Origin of the sequence: Achromobacter sp. RW408 (genome assembly GCF_003184165.1) — a bacterium.
GTDB classification, from domain to species: Bacteria; Pseudomonadota; Gammaproteobacteria; order Burkholderiales; family Burkholderiaceae_B; genus Achromobacter; species Achromobacter xylosoxidans.
Map to the genome: position 1 here is coordinate 135298 of NZ_QHHO01000049.1, position 15192 is coordinate 150489.

At 70.1% G+C, this 15192-nt stretch carries 15 protein-coding genes; 10 read left to right on the forward strand and 5 right to left on the reverse strand.

The annotated features are described in order from the left end of the window. Positions 1-2 precede the first annotated feature (2 nt). Complete coding sequence (locus DK459_RS20090; protein ID WP_233256839.1) at positions 3-857, forward strand: alpha/beta fold hydrolase; 855 nt, start codon at positions 3-5, stop codon at positions 855-857. 51 nt (positions 858-908) lie between these two features. Here DK459_RS20090 and DK459_RS20095 read toward each other — a convergent pair whose 3' ends face one another. Beyond that, complete coding sequence (locus DK459_RS20095; protein ID WP_110135019.1) at positions 909-1850, reverse strand: AraC family transcriptional regulator; 942 nt, start codon at positions 1848-1850, stop codon at positions 909-911. A gap of 203 nt (positions 1851-2053) precedes the next feature. Here DK459_RS20095 and DK459_RS20100 point away from each other — a divergent pair, with 203 nt between their 5' ends. The 5 genes from DK459_RS20100 to DK459_RS20120 are packed head-to-tail and all read left to right on the forward strand — an operon-like array spanning position 2054 to position 6530. Next, positions 2054-2611 (forward strand): carboxymuconolactone decarboxylase family protein, encoded by a 558-nt coding sequence (locus tag DK459_RS20100; RefSeq protein ID WP_110135020.1) that lies wholly within the window; start codon positions 2054-2056, stop codon positions 2609-2611. After that, positions 2608-3720: an acyl-CoA dehydrogenase family protein gene (locus DK459_RS20105; protein ID WP_020927829.1), complete on the forward strand. Its 1113-nt coding sequence runs from the start codon at positions 2608-2610 to the stop codon at positions 3718-3720. The genes DK459_RS20100 and DK459_RS20105 overlap by 4 nt, the downstream gene beginning before the upstream one ends. Continuing rightward, positions 3717-4529: an ABC transporter ATP-binding protein gene (locus tag DK459_RS20110; protein WP_006385334.1), complete on the forward strand. Its 813-nt coding sequence runs from the start codon at positions 3717-3719 to the stop codon at positions 4527-4529. The genes DK459_RS20105 and DK459_RS20110 overlap by 4 nt, the downstream gene beginning before the upstream one ends. Next, positions 4519-5709 carry an ABC transporter substrate-binding protein gene (locus tag DK459_RS20115; RefSeq protein ID WP_054481476.1) on the forward strand — a complete coding sequence of 397 codons (1191 nt, stop codon included), beginning with the start codon at positions 4519-4521 and terminating at the stop codon, positions 5707-5709. Before DK459_RS20110 ends, DK459_RS20115 begins: the two co-directional genes overlap by 11 nt. Further along, positions 5706-6530, forward strand: coding sequence for an ABC transporter permease (locus DK459_RS20120; protein WP_081398483.1), 825 nt, complete (start codon positions 5706-5708; stop codon positions 6528-6530). Before DK459_RS20115 ends, DK459_RS20120 begins: the two co-directional genes overlap by 4 nt. A gap of 77 nt (positions 6531-6607) precedes the next feature. Here the strand turns inward: DK459_RS20120 and DK459_RS20125 are convergent, their stop codons facing one another. Continuing rightward, a complete protein-coding gene (locus DK459_RS20125) occupies positions 6608-7195 on the reverse strand; it encodes a surface-adhesin E family protein (protein ID WP_024068959.1) in 588 nt (195 codons plus the stop codon). Positions 7196-7363: 168 nt separating this feature from the next. Between DK459_RS20125 and DK459_RS20130 the strand changes: the two genes are divergently transcribed. Further along, positions 7364-8737, forward strand: a complete 1374-nt coding sequence (locus DK459_RS20130; protein ID WP_053499273.1) for a hypothetical protein — start codon at positions 7364-7366, stop codon at positions 8735-8737. Here the strand turns inward: DK459_RS20130 and DK459_RS20135 are convergent. Next, positions 8722-9423: a GntR family transcriptional regulator gene (locus tag DK459_RS20135; RefSeq protein WP_006385337.1), complete on the reverse strand. Its 702-nt coding sequence runs from the start codon at positions 9421-9423 to the stop codon at positions 8722-8724. The two genes, DK459_RS20130 and DK459_RS20135, sit on opposite strands and share 16 nt — an antisense overlap. 194 nt (positions 9424-9617) lie before the next feature. Between DK459_RS20135 and araD the strand changes: the two genes are divergently transcribed. The 3 genes from araD to DK459_RS20150 all read left to right on the forward strand — a co-directional run bounded on the left by araD (position 9618) and on the right by DK459_RS20150 (position 13160). Further along, positions 9618-11348: an L-arabinonate dehydratase gene (gene araD, locus DK459_RS20140; RefSeq protein ID WP_006385339.1), complete on the forward strand. Its 1731-nt coding sequence runs from the start codon at positions 9618-9620 to the stop codon at positions 11346-11348. Positions 11349-11395: 47 nt separating this feature from the next. Beyond that, on the forward strand, positions 11396-12106 hold the full coding sequence (locus DK459_RS20145; protein ID WP_054443338.1) for a ribonuclease activity regulator RraA: 711 nt from the start codon (positions 11396-11398) through the stop codon (positions 12104-12106). Between the two features lie 64 nt (positions 12107-12170). Then, positions 12171-13160, forward strand: a complete 990-nt coding sequence (locus DK459_RS20150; protein WP_024068956.1) for a tripartite tricarboxylate transporter substrate binding protein — start codon at positions 12171-12173, stop codon at positions 13158-13160. A 12-nt stretch (positions 13161-13172) separates the two neighbouring features. Here the strand turns inward: DK459_RS20150 and DK459_RS20155 are convergent, their stop codons facing one another. After that, positions 13173-14147 carry a tripartite tricarboxylate transporter substrate binding protein gene (locus DK459_RS20155; protein ID WP_110135021.1) on the reverse strand — a complete coding sequence of 325 codons (975 nt, stop codon included), beginning with the start codon at positions 14145-14147 and terminating at the stop codon, positions 13173-13175. Positions 14148-14160: 13 nt separating this feature from the next. Then, on the reverse strand, positions 14161-15063 hold the full coding sequence (locus DK459_RS20160; protein ID WP_026383114.1) for a dihydrodipicolinate synthase family protein: 903 nt from the start codon (positions 15061-15063) through the stop codon (positions 14161-14163). Between the last annotated feature and the right edge of the window lie 129 nt (positions 15064-15192).

A 15192-nucleotide genomic window follows, 5' to 3' on the forward strand; every position in this document is an offset into this window, starting at 1 on the left:
GCATGAGCATGATTTCCCGCAGGACCTTGTTGCAACTGGCGGCGGGGCTGCCCGCCCTGGCGGCTGCGCCGGCCGGCCTGGCGCGGCCCGCCTCGGAATCCGCAGCCCAAGCTACAGCCCAACCCGCGTCCGGCCGCGCCAAGACCTACGTGCTGGCGCACGGCTCGTGGCACGGCGGCTGGTGCTGGCGGCCGGTGGCCGAGCGGCTGCGCGCGGCCGGCCATCGCGTCCACGCGCCCAGCTTCACCGGCATGGGCGACCGTGCCCACCTGCTGCACAAGGGCATCACCATCGACACCTTCGTCGAGGACCTGGTGCAGGTGATCGAGAGCGAAGAACTGAACGACGTGATCCTGGTGGGCCACAGCTTCGGCGGCATCCCGATCTCGGGCGTGGCCGACCGCATTCCCGAAAGACTGGCGCACCTCGTGTACTTCGATTCGATCGTGCTGCAAAGCGGCCAGAACGCGTTTTCGGTGTACCCGAAGGCCGAGGCCGACGCGCGCATCGCCGCGGCCTCCAAGGCCACCAACGGCCTGGCCGTGCCGATTCCCGAGCCCTTGCCGGCGGCCTGGGGATTCAAGCCCGGCAGCGCCGACGAGGCCTGGGTCAAGCGTCGCCTGACGCGGCATCCGCTGGCCAGCTACACCACGCCGCTCACCCTCCGGCATCCCGTGGGCAACGGCCGCCCGCGCACCTACATCCATTGCACCCAGCCGGAACTGGAAGTGCTGGAGGCCTCGCGCCAATGGGTGAAGTCGCAATCGGGCTGGAACTGGGTCGACATCGCCGCGCCGCACGAGGCGCACATCACCCACCCGCAGTTGCTGGCGGAACTGTTGCTGGGGCTGTCGTAAGGCGCCGCGAGCCGGGACGCGAGGGGTCGCAAGGCAGGGGCGCGGCGGCCTTCAGCCGGGCGCGCCCGGCAAAGGCGAGCCCTTGCGCCAGGCCGAAGGCGCCACGCCCTCGGTGCGCTGGAACACGCGGCTGAAGGCGGCTTGCGAGCGATAGCCGACCCGTTCGGCGGCCTCGGCGATGGCCACGCCTTGCGCCAGCAGGCGCCGCGCCACGCGCATGCGCAGCAGTTGCAGCAATTGCGCGGGCGTGGTGCCGCTTTGCAGCGTGAAGCGGCGGTGGAAGGTGGCCTTGGACATGTGCACGTGGCGCGCCATGTCGTCCATGCTCCAGGGGTCCGCCGGCCGCGCCAGGATCGCCTGCAGCAGGCCCGCCATGGCCGGGTCGCGCGCCAGCACGAACAGGCCGTGGGCCTGGCGGTCGTGGATCGCCAGGTGGCGCAGCATGAAAAAGACCAGCATGTCGGTGAGCCGTTCCAGCACTACCGTCGAGGCGCCGCCGTCGCGCCGGGTTTCGCCCAGTATCAGGTCGAACACGCCGCGCGCGCTGGCGTAGCGGGCATCGTCGGCGCGCAGCACCAGCACGTCGGGCAGCGTATCGGCCAGCAGATCGGCCAGGCCGGGGCGGAACTGGAAGAAGCCGCAGGCCAGCCCGGTGCCGTCGGGCTGGCGCGGCGTGAGCGGCCGCATCTCGCGACACACCGGCGCCGCCGATCCGGGCGCGTCCAGCGGCGTCAGCGCGTGCGGCAGGTCGCGCAGGAAGAACACGCCGTCGCCGGCCGCCAGCGTCAGCGGCGCCTGGCCCGGCCCCAGGTCGACGCGGCAACGGCCGTGCAGGATCAGGTGGAAACTGGCGCGGGCCCGGCCGCTGGTGCTGGCCGACCAATTGCCGCAGTACTGCCCCAGGTGATACAAGCTGGACTGCACCTCCAGGCTCGACAGCAGCAGGGCGTCGACGGCGGCTTGATCGGCGTTCGGGGCGGGCGAGGGCGGCATGGCAAGGGCAGGCGAGTGGCGGCCGCGCTGGTATGGGGGAACGACCGGATCAGTTTGGCGCGATGATGGCGATCGCGCCTGGTTATAAGCGCATAGCTGAAAGTCGATAGGATCGAGCATCAGCTTGCGACCCCCGTGCATTGTCGCCCGGAGCGGGGCGCCCGCACAATCGAGTTTTCGTTGACAGTCTTCTGGAGACCTTCATGGCCCGTCTGCCCGTCCATACCGCGCAAAGCGCCCCCGAACCCACCCGCGCCGCGCTGGCCGCCGCCGAACAGGGCGCGGGCTACCTGTCCAACCTGCTGGGCGTGCTGGCCAACGCGCCGGTGGCGCTGGAAGCGTACCAGACGCTGTCGCAGATCAACGCGCGCGCCGGGCTGACGCTGCGGGAACGCGAGGTGGTGCAACTGGTGGCCGGCACCCGCCACGGCTGCACCTTCTGCGTGGCCGGCCACACCGCGCTGGCGCGCAACAAGGCCAAGCTCTCGCCCGAAGTGGTGGATGCGCTGCGCGCGCAAGGCACGCTGCCCGACGCCCGCCTGCAGGCGCTGGCCGCGTTCACCGAAGCCGTGATCCGTACCCGCGGCCGCGTCAGCGACGCCGAGCTGCAAGCCTTGCGCGAGGCCGGCTACAGCGACGGCAACGCGCTCGAAGTGATCGTCGGCGTGGGGTTGGCGACCATCTGCAATTTCGGCAACAACCTGGCGCAGACGCCACTGAACGAGCAGTTGGGCGCCTACGCCTGGAGCGGCGCGCAATGACGGCGCGGCAACCGGACCCGCGCCTGTCGCCCGGGCTGGCCGCCTGGCTCGACGCCCATGCCGGCGCGCTGGACGACGGCAGCCATGACGCCGCCGAGGTCCTGCCGCGATTGGCCGAGGCGGGCGTGTTCCGCCTGGGCGTGCCGGCCGAGCAGGGCGGCGCGCCGGGCACCGATATCGGCGACGCCATCGAGGCGGTGTCGCAGGTGGCCGAGCATTCCGTGGCCGCGGCCTTCGTGGCCTGGGGCCAGCGCGTTTTCATCGAATACCTGCTGCGCAGCCCCAACGCGGCCTTGTCGCGGGCGTGGCTGGCGCCCTTGCTGGCGGGCGAAACGGCCGGCGCCACGGCGCTGTCGAACGCCATGAAGTTCCTCAGCGGCATCGAATCGCTGCAGATCGGCGCGCGCCAGGACGGCACGGATTGGCGGCTGGACGGCCGCATGCCGTGGGTGACCAACCTGCGCAAGCAGGGCTTCCTGGTGGCCGCGGCCGTCTCGTCGCCGGACGGCACGCCGGCAGTGGTGGCCTTGCCGCACGACATCGACGGACTGACGCGCAGCGCCGACCTGAACCTGCTGGCGCTGCAGTCCAGCAACACGGCGGCGCTGGACGTGCGCGATGTACGCATCGGGCCCGAATGGCTGATCCATCCGGACGCGCGCCAGTATCTGCCGCGAGCGCGGCCGGCCTTCGCCGGGCTGCAGTGCGGCCTGTCCATCGGCCTGGCGCGGCGCGCCTTGCGCGCGGCTGGCGAGGCCGGGCAGGGCCAGGCGTCGCGCGGCATCCTCGCCGAACCCCTGCAGGCGCTGGCGCGGCAGCTCGACGAAGTGACCGCGCGCCTGGTAGCCGGCGTGCGCAGCGAACGCTTCGTGGCCGAACCGTGGCTGCTGTTCGAGAGCCGCATCGCCCTGGCCGAGATCGCCAGCCAGGCAGTGCAGCTGGAACTGCAGGCCAGCGGCGGCGCGGCCTACCTGAGACCGGCTGGCGACGGTTTTGCGCGCCGCTGGCGCGAGGCAGCCTTCCTGCCCATCGTCACCCCCAGCCTGGTGCAGCTCAAGACCGAGCTGGCCAAGCGCCAGGCCCGGCTCGCGGCCGAGGGCGCCGCATGAGCGCGCCGCCGCGCCCCGTGTTGCAGGCCAGCGCGCTGGCGCTGCGCTACCCCGGCGCGTCCATGGACGTGTTCCGGGACGTGGACCTGGCGCTGGATCGGGGCGAGGTGGTGGCGGTGCTGGGCGCCAGCGGCGCCGGCAAGTCCAGCCTGTTGCGGGTGCTGGCGGGGTTGCAGCCGGCCAGCGCCGGCACGCTGTTGATGGAGGGCGCGCCGTTGACCGGCGTGCATCCGCGCGTGGCGGTGGCGTTCCAGGATCCCAGCCTGTTGCCGTGGCTGTCGCTGGAGCGCAATGTCGCGTTCGGCCTGGATTTCGTCCACCAGCCCGTGCTGGACGCGGCCGAACGGCGCCTGCGGATCGACCAGGCCATCGACGAGGTCGGCCTGTCGCATGCGCGCCACCTGCGGCCGGCGCAACTGTCCGGTGGCATGGCGCAGCGCACCGCGCTGGCGCGCTGCCTGGCGCGCCAGCCGGCGGTGCTGCTGCTGGACGAACCCTTCGGCGCGCTCGACGAGGTCACGCGCGGCGACATGCAGGCGCTGCTGCGCAAGGTGGTGGCCGACTTCCATACCGCCGCCGTCCTCATCACCCACGATATCGACGAAGCGCTGCTGCTGGCCGACCGCATCGTGCTGCTGGGCGGCGCGCCCGGACGCATCCTGGGCGTGTGGTCGGTGGACCTGCCGCAGCCGCGCGCCGATCTCTTGCCTGAAATGGGCGCGCTGCGCCTGGAAATCCTGACCCGCCTGCGCGATGCGCTGCGGGTCGCACGCGGCCAAGCCGCCAAGGAGTCTATCGATGTGCCTTGAACACATGTCGCGTCGCGACTGGTTGAAACTCTCGGCCCTGCTGACGGTGGGCGGCGCCGCGCCGCTGCTATCGGCGTTCAACGCGCGGGCGCAGAGCGAGCCCGACGCCCCGGTGCGCATCGGCTACCTGCCGATCACCGACGCGGCGCCATTGCTGGTGGCGCATAACAACGGCCTGTTCGACAAGGCCGGGGTGAAGGCCGAAAAGCCGACGCTGCTGCGCAGTTGGGCGCAGGTGATCGAGGCGTTCATTTCGGGGCAGGTCAACGTGGTGCACCTGCTGTCGCCGATGACGGTGTGGGCGCGCTTCGGCAGCCAGGTGCCGGCCAAGGTGGTGGCCTGGAACCACGTCGGCGGCTCGGGTCTGACCGTGGCTCCGGCCATCAACGACGTCAAGCAGCTGGGCGGCAAGACCGTGGCGATCCCGTTCTGGTATTCCATCCACAACGTGGTGCTGCAATACCTGCTGCGCGAGAACGGCCTGGAGCCCGTGTCGCGCAAGGACGGCGCGCCGGCCGCCAACGAAGTCAACCTGGTGGTGATGGCGCCGGCCGACATGCCGCCGGCGCTGGCGCAAAACCGCATCGCAGGCTACATCGTGGCCGAACCCTTCAATGCCGTGGCCGAGACGCTGGGCGTGGGCAAGGTGCTGCGCTTTACCGGCGACGTCTGGCGCAACCACGCCTGCTGCGTGGTGTTCATGCACGAGCGCGACCTGCAGCAGCGCCCCGAGTGGTCGCAGAAGGTGGTCGACGCCATCGTCCAGGCGCAGCTGTGGATCCGCGACAACCGCGAAGAGACCGCCAGGCTGCTGTCCAAGGAAGGCATCAACCGCTACACCCCGCACGGCCTGCCGGCCTTGAGCAAGGTGCTGGCGCCGCCGCCGTCCGACCGCGAGCAATACCTGGCCAGCGGCGCGATCCGCCACGCCGACTGGGATGAGCGCCGCATCGACTTCCAGCCATACCCGTTCCCCAGCTATACCGAGGAACTGGTGCGGCGCCTGCGCGACACCGTGATCGAGGCCGATCGCGGCTTTCTGGCGAACCTGGATCCGGCTCGGGCGGCCGCCGAGCTGGTCGACGACCGCTACGTCAGGCGCGCCATCGAGGCGGCGGGCGGATTGGGACGCTTCGGCTTTCCCGAGTCGTACAGCCGGGCCGAGATGGTGCAGGCGTGACGGCGCGCCAGTCGCTGGCCGCGGGCGGCGCGCAGCCCGTCGCCGTGCCTGCGCGCACCCGCGCGCGACGCGACGGCCCGGCCGCGCGCGCCGTGCTTGGGCTGGCCGGCCTGGCGGCGCTGCTGGCGCTGTGGTGGCTGGGTACCGAGGTACTGGCGCCCGCCGGCGGCATGGCGCGGCGCTTTGCGCCCGCCGCCACCTTCGCCAGCCTGTGGCAACTGCTGACCGGCTCGGATCTGCCGCTGCACGTGCTGGTGAGCCTGCGGCGCGTGGCCGTGGGCCTGGGGCTGGCGCTGGCCATCGGCGTGCCGCTCGGGCTGGCCATCGGCAGCTACCGGCGCCTGGAGGCGGCGTTGTCGCCGGCCATGCAGTTCCTGCGCATGATCTCGCCGCTGTCGTGGATGCCGATAGCGGTGATGGTGTTCGGCGTGGGCGACGACCCGGTGTATTTCCTGCTGGCCTTTGCCGCGGTGTGGCCCATCGTGCTGAATACGGCCGCAGGCGTGCAGCAGCTGGACGCGCGCTGGCTGCAGCTGGCGCAAAGCATGGCCGCGACCCGCTGGGAAACCCTGCGCCACGTGATCCTGCCTGGCGTCCTGGGCCACATCCTGACCGGGGTGCGGCTGGCCATCGGCATTCTCTGGATCGTGCTGGTGCCGTGCGAAATGCTGGGCGTATCGGCGGGGATGGGCTATTTCATCCTGGACACGCGCGACCGGCTGGCCTATTCGGAACTGATGGCCATGGTGCTGCTGATCGGGGCGCTCGGCTTCGCGCTGGACGCCGCGGCGCGCGCGCTCTACCGCTATTGGCGCGGCTAGGCCCTGTCCATGCAACAGGCGCCTCGCATGGACATCCGGACGCGTGACCAGGACGCGCGGCGCGGTCGCGGCAGGCCCTAGTCCTTGCCCGCCGCCGTGCCCTGGGGCGGCGCGCGGCGGCCGTCGGCCGGGCAGATCACGGTGCGCAGCGAGCGTTGCACCGGGTCGCGCACCACCGGCGCGCTCGACATGCCCGCCACGGGCAGCGATTCCACCAGGCTGCCGGTGGCGTTGGGGCCGGCGTAATGCTGGGTCTCGGTGACGGTGTAGGTATTGTTGCTGCAGTTCATGATCACGGCCTGCGTCACCGAGCCATAGGGCTGGCCATTGGTTTCGGAGACCCGCGGCTGGGCGTAGAACCAGGCCACCGTGGCCAGCATCACCACCGGCCGTTCGGACAGCTGCGTGATGGAGGCGCCGTCATAGAACACCCCCGGCATGCTTTGCGGGGCCAGCGGCTGCCAGTCCGAGCCAGGGCTTGGCGCCAGACCGGTATTGTCCGCCTCGCGCGGCACGCTGGCGCCCGCGCAAGCGTCGGCCTGCGCGGCTTTGCCGCCACGCTGCGCCGCGGCGCAGGCGTCCGCCGCCGTGGCGGCCGGCTCGGCCCAGGCCGATCCCGCCAGCATGGCCAGGATCAGTATGTGTAGCGCTTGCCTTGCTGTCATGAGGGCGTTTCCCGAGCGGCGTCCGTGTGAGTGGCCCCAGTATAGAGAAAGATCCGGTCACAGCCGGAGCGCGGCGCGGTGTGCGGCGCGGAGGTATAGTCTCGTCCGTCCGGATGGTGCCCATGGCGACGTCTGGCGCTGTCCCGCATCGCAGGAGTGACGAGCACGATGAATATCAGGGGGTTCGCGGGTGTGGCCGCGATTGCCGCGACCGGCCTGCTGGCCTATGGCCTGCACCAGCTGGTGCCGGAAGGCCAGCCGTTGACGCGCAGCGAGGTCATCGGCGAACTCGACGGCCCGCCGCTGGCCGGCTATTCGCGCACGCGCCTGTACCGCTATGGCGATCACCAGTACCTGACCGGTCAATTGATCTCGGGCGAGCGCGACCTGGCCGGGTTGGGCCGCGCGCCGGTGCTGGACGCGCTGCTGCCCGCCGTGGCCGAGCGCCATGAACCCCGGCGCGCGTCGGCGCAGGGGACCGCGCCGGCATTGGCCGCCGGTCAGGCCGACCTGGCGCTGGATCTGTTGCGCGCCGGTGCGGCCTCGCGCGAGGTCCGCAACCTGGTCTATGGCGGCCGCGACAACGGCCGCTACGCGCTGCTGGGTTCGATTGGCGGCGACACCGGCGTGACGCTCATCGGCACGCCGGGCCAGACTCTGTATCTGGTGACCAGCACCTTGCGCCGTCCGGGCGACGGCGACCAACCGGCCGCGCGGGACGTCCTGCGTTCCGACGACCAGGGCGCCACGTGGCGCTACGATCCGGAGGTCGCGCTGGGCGCGCCGCAACGGCACACCATGTTCCTGAGCGAGGCGCGCGCCGTGGCGCTGGAGGACGGCGCGGACGGCGAGCGCCTTTTGGTGAGCGAAGACGGCGCCCGGCGCTGGTCGGCGCTGCGGTTGCGCGAACAGGTCTGGCCCGATGCCGGCAGCTACGCCAAGGCCTTTCATGAGCAGGCGGGCGGGGGCGAGCAACTGGCCTACGGCTGGTCGCTGTACCCGGCGGCGGCCGACCGCGCGGTGGGCTGGAGCTGGCGCGAAGGCGTCGCCGCCGACGGCGGCGCGCGGCGCATCGAGACGCGGCGCTTCGAGGTGCGGTTCCAGAGCGGCGCGTCGCCGGCATTCCGCATCACCCATGACGTGGCGCCGGTGCCGGCGCAAGACCCGCTATCGCGCCCGGTGCTGGGCCAGCCGGTGTATGCCACCCATGGCAACCGCATCTTTCGCCTGGAGCCGGACCAGGGCAACTGGCACGAACTGGCCGCCACACCCGACGTGCGGGGCCGGCCCACCTGGATCGGGCAGGCCTGGTTCGGCCGCAACGGCTGGGTGATCCAGACCTACGCCGACCACCTGTTTTCGTTTGGCGAATACACCCGCACGTATTTCCACACCCGCGACCAGGGGCGCAGTTGGCGGCCGTTCCAGCTGTCGCCCGACCAGGAGCGCGGGCTGCTCGGGCTGGACGCGGCGGGCGAGGGCCTGCTGGTGCATGCCGATCGCGACGGCAGGACCCTCATCGTGCGTTATGCGTTGGAGTAGGGCGCCAGCACGTAGTCCGGATAGCGCTTGCAGATCTCGGCCACCTGGCTGAGGGTGCCCGACAGGTGCTCGCGCAGCGCCTGCTGCGCCCGCGGCGCATCGCCGGCGGCGATGGCGTCCAGCACCCGCTGGTGGTCGTCCATGATGCGTTCGGCCTTGCCGGCTTCCGGCAGGTGCAGGCGGCGCAGGCGGTCGACGTGGCCGCTGTAGCGCTGCTCCATGTCCCACAGCGCCGTGACGCCGGCGGCCGTGTGCATGTCGCGATGGAAGGCCTGGTCGGCTTCCATGAACTGCTGGTATTGGCCGGCGGCGTGGCAGACGCGCTGGCGGTCGATGCTGGCCTGCAGACGCTGGACCAGCAGGGGATCGGGTTTCTGCGCCAAAAGGTGCACGATTTCCAGTTCGATCGAACGCCGCAGGAAATGCGCCTGGCGCGCCGCGGCGATGTCGATGCGGCTGACGACGGTGGTGTGCTGCGGATAGATCTCGACCAGCGCTTCCTCGGCCAGCTTCATGAGCGCGTCGCGGATCGGCGTCTGGCTCAGGCCGTAGGCCTCGGCCAGCTCCACGCGCGACAGCGGCGCGCCCGGCGCCAGCGCCAGCGACATGATCTGTTCGCGCAGATGTTCGAAGACCTGGGGCGCGGCATGCCGCGAGCGGTCCAGTCTGAGCTTGGGGCTGGGCATCGGAGCGGAATCCGGGAAATTCTCGGTAGGTCGGTCGGAAGCGTCGGTCGTCAAGGTCGATCGCAAGGGGCAGTCGTGGAAGCGGAGTGTAGCGGGTTTTCACCTAGCTGACGCACTAATGTATTAGTGTTTAAATGGTCCGGTCAACGATTTCTTCTCTTTCTCTTTTCGCATCCCTGGACCCGCACCCGCCTATGAAACGCACCTACGAAAGCCTGCGCAGCGCCGCCTGGATGGCCAAGGACGACCTGCGCTCGTTTGGCCACCGCTCGCGCATGATGCAGATGGGCTATGGCCCCGACGACTGGGCCGGCCGCCCCATCATCGCCATCATCAATACGTGGTCCGACCTGAACCCCTGCCACAGCCACTTCAAGCAGCGCGTCGAGGACGTCAAGCGCGGCGTGTTCCAGGCCGGCGGCTTCCCGGTGGAACTGCCGGCCATCTCGGTGTCCGAATCGTTCGTCAAGCCCACCACCATGCTGTACCGGAACATGCTGGCGATGGAGGCCGAGGAACTGCTGCGCAGCCACCCGGTGGACGGCGCGGTGCTGCTGGGCGGCTGCGACAAGACCACGCCGGGCCTCTTGATGGGCGCCATCAGCGCCGGGCTGCCCTGTGTCTACGTGCCCGCCGGCCCGATGCTGCGCGGCAACTGGAAGGGCAAGATCCTGGGCTCCGGCTCGGATGCCTGGAAGCTGTGGGACGAGCGCCGCGCCGGCAAGATCACGCAGGAACAATGGACCGAGGTCGAAGGCGGCATCGCCCGCAGCTACGGCACCTGCATGACGATGGGCACGGCCAGCACCATGACCGCCATCGCCGAGGCCATCGGCATGACGCTGCCGGGGGCCTCGTCGATCCCGGCGGCCGACGTCAACCACATGCGCATGTCGGCCGAATGCGGCCGCCGCGTGGTCGAGATGGTGTGGGACGACCTGACGCCGCAGCGCATCCTGACGCTGGCCTCGTTCAAGAACGCCATCAACGTGGCCATGGCCATGGGCTGCTCCACCAACGCCATCATCCACCTGGTGGCCATGTCGCGTCGCGCCGGCCATCCTGTGGGCCTGGACGACTTCGACGCCGCCAGCCGCAAGGTGCCGGTCATCGCCAATATCCGGCCCAGCGGCGACAAGTACCTGATGGAAGACTTCTTCTACGCCGGCGGCCTGCCGGCGCTGATGTCGCGCCTGGAAGGCCACCTGGACCTGTCCGCCATGACCGTCACCGGCAAGACGCTGGGCGAGAACATCGCCGGCGCCGAGGTCTACAACGACGACGTCATCCGCAAGCTCGACACCGCCATCTACGACGAGGGCGCGCTGGCGGTCCTGCGCGGCAACATCGCGCCGGACGGCTGCGTCATCAAGCCCAGCGCCTGCGCCCCGCAGTACCTGCGACACACCGGCCCGGCGCTGGTGTTCGACGACTATCCCAGCATGAAAGCCGCGGTCGACGACGAGAACCTGGACGTCACCGCCGACCACATCATGATCCTGCGTAACGCCGGCCCGCAGGGCGGCCCCGGCATGCCGGAATGGGGCATGCTGCCGATCCCCACCAAGCTGGTCAAGCAGGGCGTGCGCGACATGCTGCGCCTGTCCGACGCGCGCATGAGCGGCACCAGCTACGGCGCCTGCATCCTGCACGCGGCGCCCGAAGCCTACATCGGCGGTCCGCTGGCGCTGGTCAAGACCGGCGACCTGATCACCGTCGACGTGCCGGCCCGCAGCATCCACCTGAACGTCAGCGACGAGGAACTGGCCGCGCGCCGCGCCGCCTGGACGCCGCCGCCCAAGCGCTACGAGCGCGGCTACGGCTGGATGTACTCGCAACACATCCTGCAGGCCGACGAGGGCTGCGACTTCGACTTCCTCGAGACCAGCTTCGGCGCGCCCGTGCCGGAACCGGAAATCTTCTGAACCCGCCATCCCCTGAATCGCTTTCCCTGGAGTTTTCCGTGTCAGACATGAATCCCGCCACCCGCGCCAAGCTGGCCGGCATCAGCACCGCCACGCTGTGCACCGCCTTGTTCAAGCGCGGCCTGCGCAACCAGTTCATCCAGGACGTGCGGCCGCTGAACGCGACGCTGCCCAACATGGTCGGCCCGGCCTTCACGCTGCGCTACATCCCGGCGCGCGAGGACCTGAACACCATCAAGGTGTTCGAGGATCGCGCCCATCCGCAGCGCGCCGCGGTCGAGACCTGCCCGCCCGGCGCGGTGCTGGTGATGGACAGCCGCAAGGACCCGCGCGCGGCCTCGGCCGGCTCGATCCTGGTGACCCGCCTGATGAAGCGCGGCGTGGCCGGCGTGGTCACCGACGGCGGTTTTCGCGACTCGCCCGAGATCGCCGAACTCGGCTTTCCCGCGTACCACAACCGGCCGTCCGCGCCGACCAACCTGACGCTGCACCAGGCGCTGGATATCAATGCGCCCATCGGCTGCGGCGACGTGGCCGTGTTTCCCGGCGACATCGTCGTGGGCGACCGCGAGGGCGTGGTGGTGATCCCCGCGCACCTGGCCGACGAGATCGCGGACGAAGCGGTGGAGATGACCGCGTTCGAGGACTTCGTCACCAGCCAGGTGCAGGCCGGCGCCTCGATCCTGGGCCTGTATCCGCCCACCGACCCGGCCACCAAGGACAAGTTCGCCGCCTGGCGCAAAGAACTGGGCCGTTGAGCCCTGGCGCCGGCCGTCCGGCCGGCGACCCATGCCTATAAAACACAGAGGGCAGGAGACAAGCATGAACAAGCAACGTCGCAGCGCGCTGGCCGCGCTGCTGGCAGGACCGCTGCTGGGCGCGTGGGCGCTGCCGGCCACGGCCGCCGAGTGGCCGGCGCAGAAGCCGATTTCCTACGTGGTGCCGTTCACCGTGGGCGGCTCCACCGACGTGGTCGGCCGCGTGCTGGCGCAGAAGCTGGGCGACCGGCTGCACCAGAACGTCATCGTCGAGAACAAGCCCGGCGCCGCCGGCGGCATCGGCGCCACCTACGTGGCCAAGGCCGCGCCCGACGGCTACACGCTGTTCGGCGGCACCATCAGCACTCACGCCATCAACGCCAGCCTCTACAAGAACCTGAAGTACGACCCGGTCAAGGACTTCGAGCCGGTCTCGCTGATCGCCTATCTGCCGAACGTGCTGCTGGTCGACCCGAACCTGGGCGTGAACTCGGTGGCCGACCTGATCGCGCTGCTCAAGAAGGATCCGTCCAAGCGCACCTTCGCGTCGTCCGGCGCCGGCACCTCCACCCACCTGGCCGGCGAACTGTTCTCCGGCATGATCGGCGTGCCGCTCACGCACGTGCCCTACAAGGGCACGCCGCCCGCCATGGTCGATGTGTCCTCGGGCGCGGTCACCTTCATGTTCGACCAGATGACCGCCGCCTTGCCGCTCTTGCAGACCGGCAAGCTCAAGCTGCTGGCCGTCACCACCAAGGACCGCATCTCGCTGGCCCCGGACGTGCCGACCATGCAGGAGGCCGGCGTGCCTGGCTTCCAGATGGCGTCGTGGCAGGCGGTGTATGCGCCCAAGGGCACGCCCAAGCCCATCCTCGACAAGCTCGCCGCCGAGATTGCCGTGATCCTGAAGGAACCCGACGTGCAGGAAAAGCTCGGCAAGACCATGGGCATGGAGCTGGTCGGCAGCACGCCCGATGAACTGCGCGCCCTGATGGCCACGGAGATCCCGCGCTGGGCGGAGGTGGTGAAGAAATCGGGGGCGACGGTGGAGTGATGACCGCCAATATCAGGGTTTCAGGTTCAGCTTCGGCACCAGCGCGTTGAAGGCCTGTTCCTGCCGCGCCACGTCGGCCGCGAATTGCGGTTGGTCAGCGTATGACGGCGTCAGGTTCTGCTTGCGCATCAGGGCCTGGAAGTCCTGCGATTGGGCCACCTGGCGCGCGGCGTTGCGCCATTTCTCGATGGCGTCGGCCGGGGCCGACTTCGGCAGGCCGATGCCGCGCCAGACGCTGAACTGCAGATCGGCGCCGCGTTCCTTCATGGTCGGCACGTCCGGCAGGTTGTCGAGCCGTTTCGGCGCCATCACGGCCAGGGTGCGCAGCTTGCCGGTGTCCACGTGCTGCTGCAGTTCGGCATAGGCCACCGTGGTGGCCTGCACGTCGCCGGACAGCAGGCCCATGATGGCCGGGGCCGAGCCCTGGTAGGGCACGTGCACGAACTTCACGCCGGTCTGCTCGCCCAGCGCCGCGGCCGCCATGTGCGGCACGGTGCCGATGCCGGCGTTGGACACCGCCACCCGTTCCGGATTCTTCCTCGCGTAGTCGAGGAATTCCTCCACCGTCTTCCACGGCGCGTCGGCCCGCACCGTGACCGACGACGGATCGTCGGTGAAGCGGGCGATGGGCTGGAAGTCCTTGACGGTGGTCTTGCCGATGCCCATCAGCGGCACCACCAGCATTTCCGGCGTCATCAGCACCAGCTTGTAGCCGTCGGGCTGGGCGTTGGCCACGTACGCCCAGCCTATCGAGCCGCTGGCGCCGGGCTTGTTGATGACCACGGTCGGTTGCGCCAGCAGCGGCGGGCGCACCGCCTCGGCGATGGCGCGGGCGGTGTTGTCGCTGCCGCCGCCGGGCTGGTAGGCGACCACCAGCTCCATCGAGCGGCTGGGATAGTCGGCCGCCATCGCGGCGGGGGCGGCCGCGACGCAGGCCAGGAAGGAGAGGGCGCTGAAGGCCAGCGCGGGCAGGCGGGTGCGGGTCATGGTGGCTCCGGTATCAGTAGCCCAGGGCTGAAAGATCCGCCAGTGTCTGGCGGGTGATGGCAAGGGTGCGTTCGCGTTCGGCGCCGGCCAGGTCCAGGCGCGGCGGCTTGACGGTTTCGGCGCTGCCGGTGATCAGGTGCTCGGCCAGCTTGATGTGCTGCACCAGCTTGACCACGGTGTCCAGGTGGAAGAGCGGCGTCAGCGCCGCGTACAGCTTGCGGGCGCGCTTGAAGTCGCCTTCGACCGCCAGCCGCAGCAGGTCCACCGACGCTTTCGGCACGGCGTTGGCCATGCCCGAGACCCAGGCGGTCACGCCCAGCGCGGCGCTTTCCAGCACCAGGTCGTCGACGCCGCAGACCACCGCCAGGCGGTCGCCGAAGCGCGTGATCAGGTCGGTCACGCGGGTGGTGTCGTAGGACTCCTCCTTGATAGCGACGATGGTCGGTTCCTCCAGCAACTGCGCCACCAGGTCCGGCGTCAGGTCGACGCCGTAGCCGCGCGGGTTGTTGTACAGCAGGATGGGCAGGGGACTGGCCTGCGCCACGCCGCGGTAGAACGCCACCGTTTCGCGCTCGTCCGACTTGTACGTCAGGCCGGGAAACACCATCAGCCCATCGACGCCGATCTGCGCCGCCTGGCGCGCGAATGCCGCCGCGCGCGCGGTGCCGGTCTCGGCCACGCCCGACACCACCGGCACGCGGCCGCGCACGGTCTCGACCGCGATGCGCAGCACCTCCAGCTTTTCCTCGGGCGCGAGCTGGGCGTTTTCGCCCACCATGCCCATCATCACCACGCCGCCCACGCCATTGGCGATCAGGCGCTCCAGGCCCTGGCGGATGGCGTCCGCGTCCAGCGAGAAATCGGGCTTCAGTTTGGTGGTGACCGCGGGAAATACGCCTTGCCATTGAATGCTCATGCTGCCGCTCCTGTTGCGTGATCCGCCCGGTTTGTACTGTCGGGCTATTGATTGGATATTGGATCCAAAATAAAAGAGCCAGAAAAACGAGGCGCGAAGGCCCCGAACCGCGCCCCGGGAAGGGCGTCG

Coding starts and splice junctions, on each gene's coding strand:
- DK459_RS20090 (WP_233256839.1), top strand. CDS start 3: ATGAGCATGATTTCCCGCAGGACCTTGTTGCAACTGGCGGCGGGGCTG.
- DK459_RS20115 (WP_054481476.1), top strand. CDS start 4,519: ATGTGCCTTGAACACATGTCGCGTCGCGACTGGTTGAAACTCTCGGCC.
- DK459_RS20110 (WP_006385334.1), top strand. CDS start 3,717: ATGAGCGCGCCGCCGCGCCCCGTGTTGCAGGCCAGCGCGCTGGCGCTG.
- DK459_RS20095 (WP_110135019.1), bottom strand. CDS start 1,850: ATGCCGCCCTCGCCCGCCCCGAACGCCGATCAAGCCGCCGTCGACGCC.
- DK459_RS20125 (WP_024068959.1), bottom strand. CDS start 7,195: ATGACAGCAAGGCAAGCGCTACACATACTGATCCTGGCCATGCTGGCG.
- DK459_RS20145 (WP_054443338.1), top strand. CDS start 11,396: ATGAATCCCGCCACCCGCGCCAAGCTGGCCGGCATCAGCACCGCCACG.
- DK459_RS20100 (WP_110135020.1), top strand. CDS start 2,054: ATGGCCCGTCTGCCCGTCCATACCGCGCAAAGCGCCCCCGAACCCACC.
- DK459_RS20135 (WP_006385337.1), bottom strand. CDS start 9,423: ATGCCCAGCCCCAAGCTCAGACTGGACCGCTCGCGGCATGCCGCGCCC.
- DK459_RS20150 (WP_024068956.1), top strand. CDS start 12,171: ATGAACAAGCAACGTCGCAGCGCGCTGGCCGCGCTGCTGGCAGGACCG.
- DK459_RS20130 (WP_053499273.1), top strand. CDS start 7,364: ATGAATATCAGGGGGTTCGCGGGTGTGGCCGCGATTGCCGCGACCGGC.
- araD (WP_006385339.1), top strand. CDS start 9,618: ATGAAACGCACCTACGAAAGCCTGCGCAGCGCCGCCTGGATGGCCAAG.
- DK459_RS20160 (WP_026383114.1), bottom strand. CDS start 15,063: ATGAGCATTCAATGGCAAGGCGTATTTCCCGCGGTCACCACCAAACTG.
- DK459_RS20105 (WP_020927829.1), top strand. CDS start 2,608: ATGACGGCGCGGCAACCGGACCCGCGCCTGTCGCCCGGGCTGGCCGCC.
- DK459_RS20155 (WP_110135021.1), bottom strand. CDS start 14,147: ATGACCCGCACCCGCCTGCCCGCGCTGGCCTTCAGCGCCCTCTCCTTC.